The sequence below is a fragment of the Kitasatospora putterlickiae genome, from assembly GCF_039527695.1.
In the GTDB taxonomy this organism is placed as follows: Bacteria; Actinomycetota; Actinomycetes; order Streptomycetales; family Streptomycetaceae; genus Kitasatospora; species Kitasatospora putterlickiae.
Map to the genome: position 1 here is coordinate 1 of NZ_BAAAKJ010000294.1, position 4726 is coordinate 4726.

Here is a 4726-nt window from a genome sequence, read left to right on the forward strand (position 1 = left end):
TCCTATGCAGCCGCCCATCAGCGCGCTGCGCAGCACCGCGTGCTCGGCCGCCCGACCGGCCGGATCGACGCCCGCGACATCGTCACCGGCCGCGCCAAGTACGCGGGCGACCTCGCCGTGCCCGGCGCGGTGCCCACCGTCGTCGCCCGCCCCACCACCATCAACGGCACCCTGGCCGGCCTGGACGCCTCCGCCGCCCGCGCGATGCCCGGCGTCCTCGGCGTGGTGACGATCCCGAGCGGCGTCGCCGTGCTCGCCGAAACGTTCGACCAGGCGCTCCGGGCCCGCGACGCGCTGCGCACCAGCTGGCACCCCGGCCCGGTCGCGGCGCTCTCCGACGCCGACATCAGGAAGCGGCTGCGCGACGCGCACGCGCCGTTCCTGGTGCCCCCGCTGCTCACCCAGTACGTGGACGGCGAGTTCGACTTCGCCTTCGTCAACCACGCGCCGATGGAGGTGCTGACGGCGGTCGCCGACGTCCGCCCCAACCGCGCCGAGCTCTGGTTCGCCGCACAGACGCCGGTCGTCGCGCAGCAGACCATCGCCGCCGCACTCGACCTGCCGCAGGACGCGGTGACCGTGCACGTGGTGCGCGGCGGCGGCTCGTTCGGCCGGCGGCTGTTCTACGACGCCGCGCTGGAGGCCGCTCGGATCTCCCGGGCTGCCGGCCGCCCGGTCAAGCTGATGTGGACCCGCAACGACGACATGCGGCACGGCCGGATGCGCCCCGCCACCCACCACCGGATCCGCGCCACCTACGGCCTCGGCCAGGTGCTCAGTTACGAACACCGCGTCGCCACCGTGCGGACCGACTTCGGCCACGGCCTCGGCGAGGCGCTCACCGCCGCCAGCTTCCAGCTCCAGGTCGCCGGGCTCTCGGTCGCCCAGGCGTTCTTCCTGCTCAGCCAGAGCAACCCGTACGACGTGGGCGTCCCCACCCAGGTGCTCGCCGAGGTCCCGCTGGAGATCCCCACCGGCAGCTGGCGCTCCGTCTACTCCGGCACCGTGCGGGCGGCCGACGAGATCATGGTGGACGAGCTGGCCCGCCGCCTCGGCCAGGACCCGGTGGCCTTCCGCCGCGCCCGGGTGCGCGACACGGCCGGCCGGGCCGTCCTCGACACCGTCGCCCGGGCCGGCCGCTGGGGCCGCGCCATGCCGCCCGGCCAGGCCCAGGGCGTCGGCTACCACGCGGAGAACGGCGGCCGCGTCGCCTACCTGGTCGAACTCGACGCCGCGGAGCCCACCCAGCCCCGGGTGACCAAGGCGGTGATCGCCGCCGACCTCGGCACGGTGATCAACCCCACCGGCCTGGAGGCCCAGCTGACCGGCGCGCTGATCGACGGCATCTCGGTGATCCTGCAGGCCGGCAACCACATCGACCGGGGCACCGTCCGCGAGGGCAGCTACGGCGACTTCCACTACGCGCGGCAGAAGCACAGCCCGCCGGTGGTCGAGATCCATCTGCTGCCGACGGGCGGACCACCGGGCGGCGCGGGCGAACTCGGCGTCCCGGCGGCCTGCGCCGCGGTGGCCAACGCCTACGCCAGGGCGACCGGCACCGGCCCGCGCTCCTTCCCGATCAACTTCTGACCCCGCACCACTCCCCCGCCGGACGAACCCGAGGAAACGCGCCCCCCATGCCCAGCCACACCTTCGTCCTCAACGGCCGGCCGGTCACCGTCGACGCACCGGACGACATGCCGCTGCTCTGGGTGCTGCGCGACAAGCTCGGTGTCACCGGCCCCAAGTACGGCTGCGGGGTCGGCGTCTGCCGCTCCTGCACCAGCCACCTCGACGACGAGGAGTTCCAGCCCTGCATCGTGCCGGTCAAGGACTGCGCCGACCGCCGGGTCACCACCATCGAGGGCCTCGCCGACGGCGACACCCTGCACCCCGTCCAGGAGGCCTGGCTGGAGTGCGACGTCGCCCAGTGCGGCTTCTGCCAGCCCGGCCAGATCATGACGGCGGTCGCCCTGCTGCGCCGCACCCCGGCGCCCACCGACGCCGACATCGACCGGATCCAGAACGTGTGCCGCTGCGGCAGCTACCCCCGGATCCGCGAGGCCGTCAAGCGCGCCGCCGCCCGCTCGGCGGCGGCGCGCGGTCAGGGGCCTGGCTAGGACTGGTCCCAGGCGTCGACGGTCAGCAGGGCGTCCGACGGGCAGACGGCGATGCGCTCGGGGAACACCTCGCAGCGCCGGTACTCCGCGCCCGGCCCGGTGTCGAACACCGAGCCGTCGGCGATCCGCGGGAGGACGTCACCGGCCCGGGCGGTGTAGCGCAGGGGGTAGCCGTCGAACCGCAGCTGTTCGGCCCGGCCTGCCTTGACCAGGTCGCGGATCCAGTTGGTACCACCGAGACCGGTCTCCCAGCCGGCGAGGACCTCGCCCTCGTCGCTCCCCGCCGCCGGGGCCTTGACCAGGAACCACCACCCGAGCATCGCGACACCCTCCCCCTCGCCCTGTGCACGGCCACCGCGCCCAGTCATCGCGAGGCTACGCCACCCGGCCGGTCAGGGCGTCAGGATCAGCCGGATCGGGTCGCCCTTCTTCCGCTCCAGGGCCTCGACCGCCTCGGCGGCCCGGGCCAGCGGGAAGGTGCCGCTCACCGAGCGGGAGAACTCCAGGCGGCCGCCGCGGACCAGGTCGACCAGGTCGACGACGTCCTTGCCCTCCGAGCCGTAGTGGCCTCGGATCTGCTGGCGCAGGTAGCTGACCAGGGTGCCGTTGGTGACGGTCAGCGGCTGGTTGGTCAGGCCGACCAGCACCAGGCGGCCGTGCTCGCCGAGCGCGGCCATCGCCTGCTCGCGGACCGGGGCCACCCCCGCGAAGTCGAACGCGGCGGCCAGCGGACGGCCCCGGGTCGCGGCACGAAGCCTCTCGGCGAACGCCGGGTCGCCCGGGTCGAGCGCGGCGTCGGCGCCGAAGGCGAGGGCCCGCTCGCGGGCGGCGGGCAGCGGGTCGACCGCCACGATCGGGTGGGCGCCGACCGCGCGCAGCAGCTGGACGCCGTGGGCGCCGAGACCGCCGACCCCCCAGACGCCGACGGCCTCGGCCGGGCGGACCGCGCCGGTGCCGGTGATCGCCGCCCAGGGGGTGGAGACCGCGTCCGGGATGAAGCAGGCCTGCTCGAACGGCAGCTCGTCGGGGATCGGCACCAGGGTCTCCGCGGTGGCCAGCGCGTACTCGGCCCAGCCGCCGTCGTAGTCGACGCCCCGGGTGAGCACGACGCCGTCGCGGCTCTCCCCGGCCTGGAGCAGCACACGGTCGCCGACGGCGGCGGTGGCGACGCCCTCGCCCAGGCTGTGCACGGTGCCCGCGACCTCGTGGCCGAGGGTGACCTTGTCCCCCTTCAGGTGCAGCGGCTTGAGCATGCCCTCGATCAGGTGAACGTCCGAGAGGCAGACGCCGGCGGCGCCCACCTTGATCAGGACCTGGCCCGGCCCCGGAGTGGGCACCGGCACCTCCTCCACGGCGAAGGCGCCCTTCGCGACGTCGAGCCGGCCGGCGAGCATCGTGGCGGTCATCCCGGTTCCCTTCCACAGGGGGTGGCGCGGTCGGCGGCCACACCATCCGTACTTACTTGTTGTTCAACAAGCAAGTTCCACCCTAGCATGGTGGTATGCGCACGCACGTTCCCCCGACAGACCCCTCCACCGAGCCGGCAGGCCCCTCCGCCGAGCCGGCGCGCCGCACCCAGGCCGAGCGGCGCGCGCGGGCCGAGCGGGCGCTGCTGGCCGCCGCCGCGCGCCTGGTCGCCGAACACGGCAGCGCCGGGGTGACCCTCGCCCGGGTCGGCGAGGAGGCGGGCTTCAGCCGGGGCCTGGCCTCGCACTACTTCGGCTCCAAGGGCGCCCTGCTCACCCGGCTCCAGGAGGAGGCGCTCGCCGAGGCGATGGCCGCCGCCACGCCGGAGCGCAGCGGCGCGGGCGCCGTCGAGGAGTTGTGCGCCTTCACCCGGGCCGCCTGCCTCGACGGAGTGCGGCACCCGACCGACCTCGGCCGGGCCTTCGTCGTCCTGGGCGCCGAGGCCCTCGCCGGTTCCTCCGAACTCACCGACGCCGTGGCCCGCCTGGACGCCCGGATGCGCGGCTGGGTGGCCGAGGTGATCCGCCAGGGCGCGGCCGACGGCGAGATCCGCCCGGAGGTCGACCCGGACGCGGCGGCGACGACGGTGGTCGCCCTGCTCAAGGGCCTGATCGTCCAGGCGGCCACCGCGCCCGGCGCCCTGGGCCTGGAGCACGCCACGGCCGAGGCCCAACGCTGGATCCGTCTCGCGCTCACCACCCCCTGACCCTCACCCGCGCGCCCCCCTCGCGCCCCAACGCGCTCCGGGCGGGCAACCCCTATCCATCGCGCGCCCGCTGCGCCTAGGGTGATGTGTCATCACATCCGATGATCCGAAGGGTGGGTGGCCCGTGATCGGGCGCCGTTCACTGCTGTCGTTCGCGGGATTGGGCGGTGCGGCGCTCGCGCTGCCGGGCACCACGGCGCACGCCGCGCCCGCGCCCCCCACCACGCCACCCGCCGGGCCGATCGACCTGCCGGCACCCACCGCGCGGCGACCGGTCGGCACGGTGTCCCTGCACCTCGTCGACGAGGACCGGCAGGACCCGTTCGCCCCCTCCCCCACGCCCCGCGAGCTGATGGTGCAGCTCTGGTACCCCGCGCTGGGCGCCGCCGGATTCACCGCCCCGCTCGGACGCACCGGGACGGACATCGACCGC

The 4726-nt window shown here is 75.2% G+C and carries 5 protein-coding genes and 1 pseudogene; 4 read left to right on the forward strand and 2 right to left on the reverse strand.

The features are described from left to right. Both ABD308_RS28485 and ABD308_RS28490 read left to right on the forward strand, forming a co-directional pair. Nucleotides 1–1590: xanthine dehydrogenase family protein molybdopterin-binding subunit (locus tag ABD308_RS28485; protein ID WP_344340479.1), on the forward strand; the 1590-nt coding region annotated here is incomplete at its 5' end. A 47-nt stretch (nucleotides 1591–1637) separates the two neighbouring features. After that, on the forward strand, nucleotides 1638–2120 hold the full coding sequence (locus ABD308_RS28490) for a (2Fe-2S)-binding protein (protein ID WP_344340486.1): 483 nt from the start codon (nucleotides 1638–1640) through the stop codon (nucleotides 2118–2120). Here the strand turns inward: ABD308_RS28490 and ABD308_RS28495 are convergent. Together ABD308_RS28495 and ABD308_RS28500 are read right to left on the reverse strand one after the other, a co-directional pair. Further along, complete coding sequence (locus ABD308_RS28495; protein WP_344340491.1) at nucleotides 2117–2440, reverse strand: hypothetical protein; 324 nt, start codon at nucleotides 2438–2440, stop codon at nucleotides 2117–2119. The genes ABD308_RS28490 and ABD308_RS28495 overlap by 4 nt on opposite strands. A 72-nt stretch (nucleotides 2441–2512) precedes the next feature. Beyond that, a complete protein-coding gene (locus tag ABD308_RS28500; RefSeq protein WP_344340497.1) occupies nucleotides 2513–3526 on the reverse strand; it encodes a zinc-binding dehydrogenase in 1014 nt (337 codons plus the stop codon). A 95-nt stretch (nucleotides 3527–3621) separates the two neighbouring features. Between ABD308_RS28500 and ABD308_RS28505 the strand changes: the two genes are divergently transcribed. Together ABD308_RS28505 and ABD308_RS28510 are read left to right on the forward strand one after the other, a co-directional pair. Beyond that, the gene (locus ABD308_RS28505) at nucleotides 3622–4293 is read left to right on the forward strand and encodes a TetR family transcriptional regulator C-terminal domain-containing protein (RefSeq protein ID WP_344340502.1); all 672 of its coding nucleotides are present in this window, start codon (nucleotides 3622–3624) and stop codon (nucleotides 4291–4293) included. A gap of 124 nt (nucleotides 4294–4417) precedes the next feature. Next, nucleotides 4418–4726: pseudogene (locus ABD308_RS28510) on the forward strand (hydrolase); the annotation flags it as partial.

Bases quoted from the DNA above. Each gene is read 5' to 3' on its own strand.
- ABD308_RS28490 (WP_344340486.1), top strand. From the start codon at position 1,638: ATGCCCAGCCACACCTTCGTCCTCAACGGCCGGCCGGTCACCGTCGAC.
- ABD308_RS28495 (WP_344340491.1), bottom strand. From the start codon at position 2,440: ATGCTCGGGTGGTGGTTCCTGGTCAAGGCCCCGGCGGCGGGGAGCGAC.
- ABD308_RS28500 (WP_344340497.1), bottom strand. From the start codon at position 3,526: ATGACCGCCACGATGCTCGCCGGCCGGCTCGACGTCGCGAAGGGCGCC.
- ABD308_RS28505 (WP_344340502.1), top strand. From the start codon at position 3,622: ATGCGCACGCACGTTCCCCCGACAGACCCCTCCACCGAGCCGGCAGGC.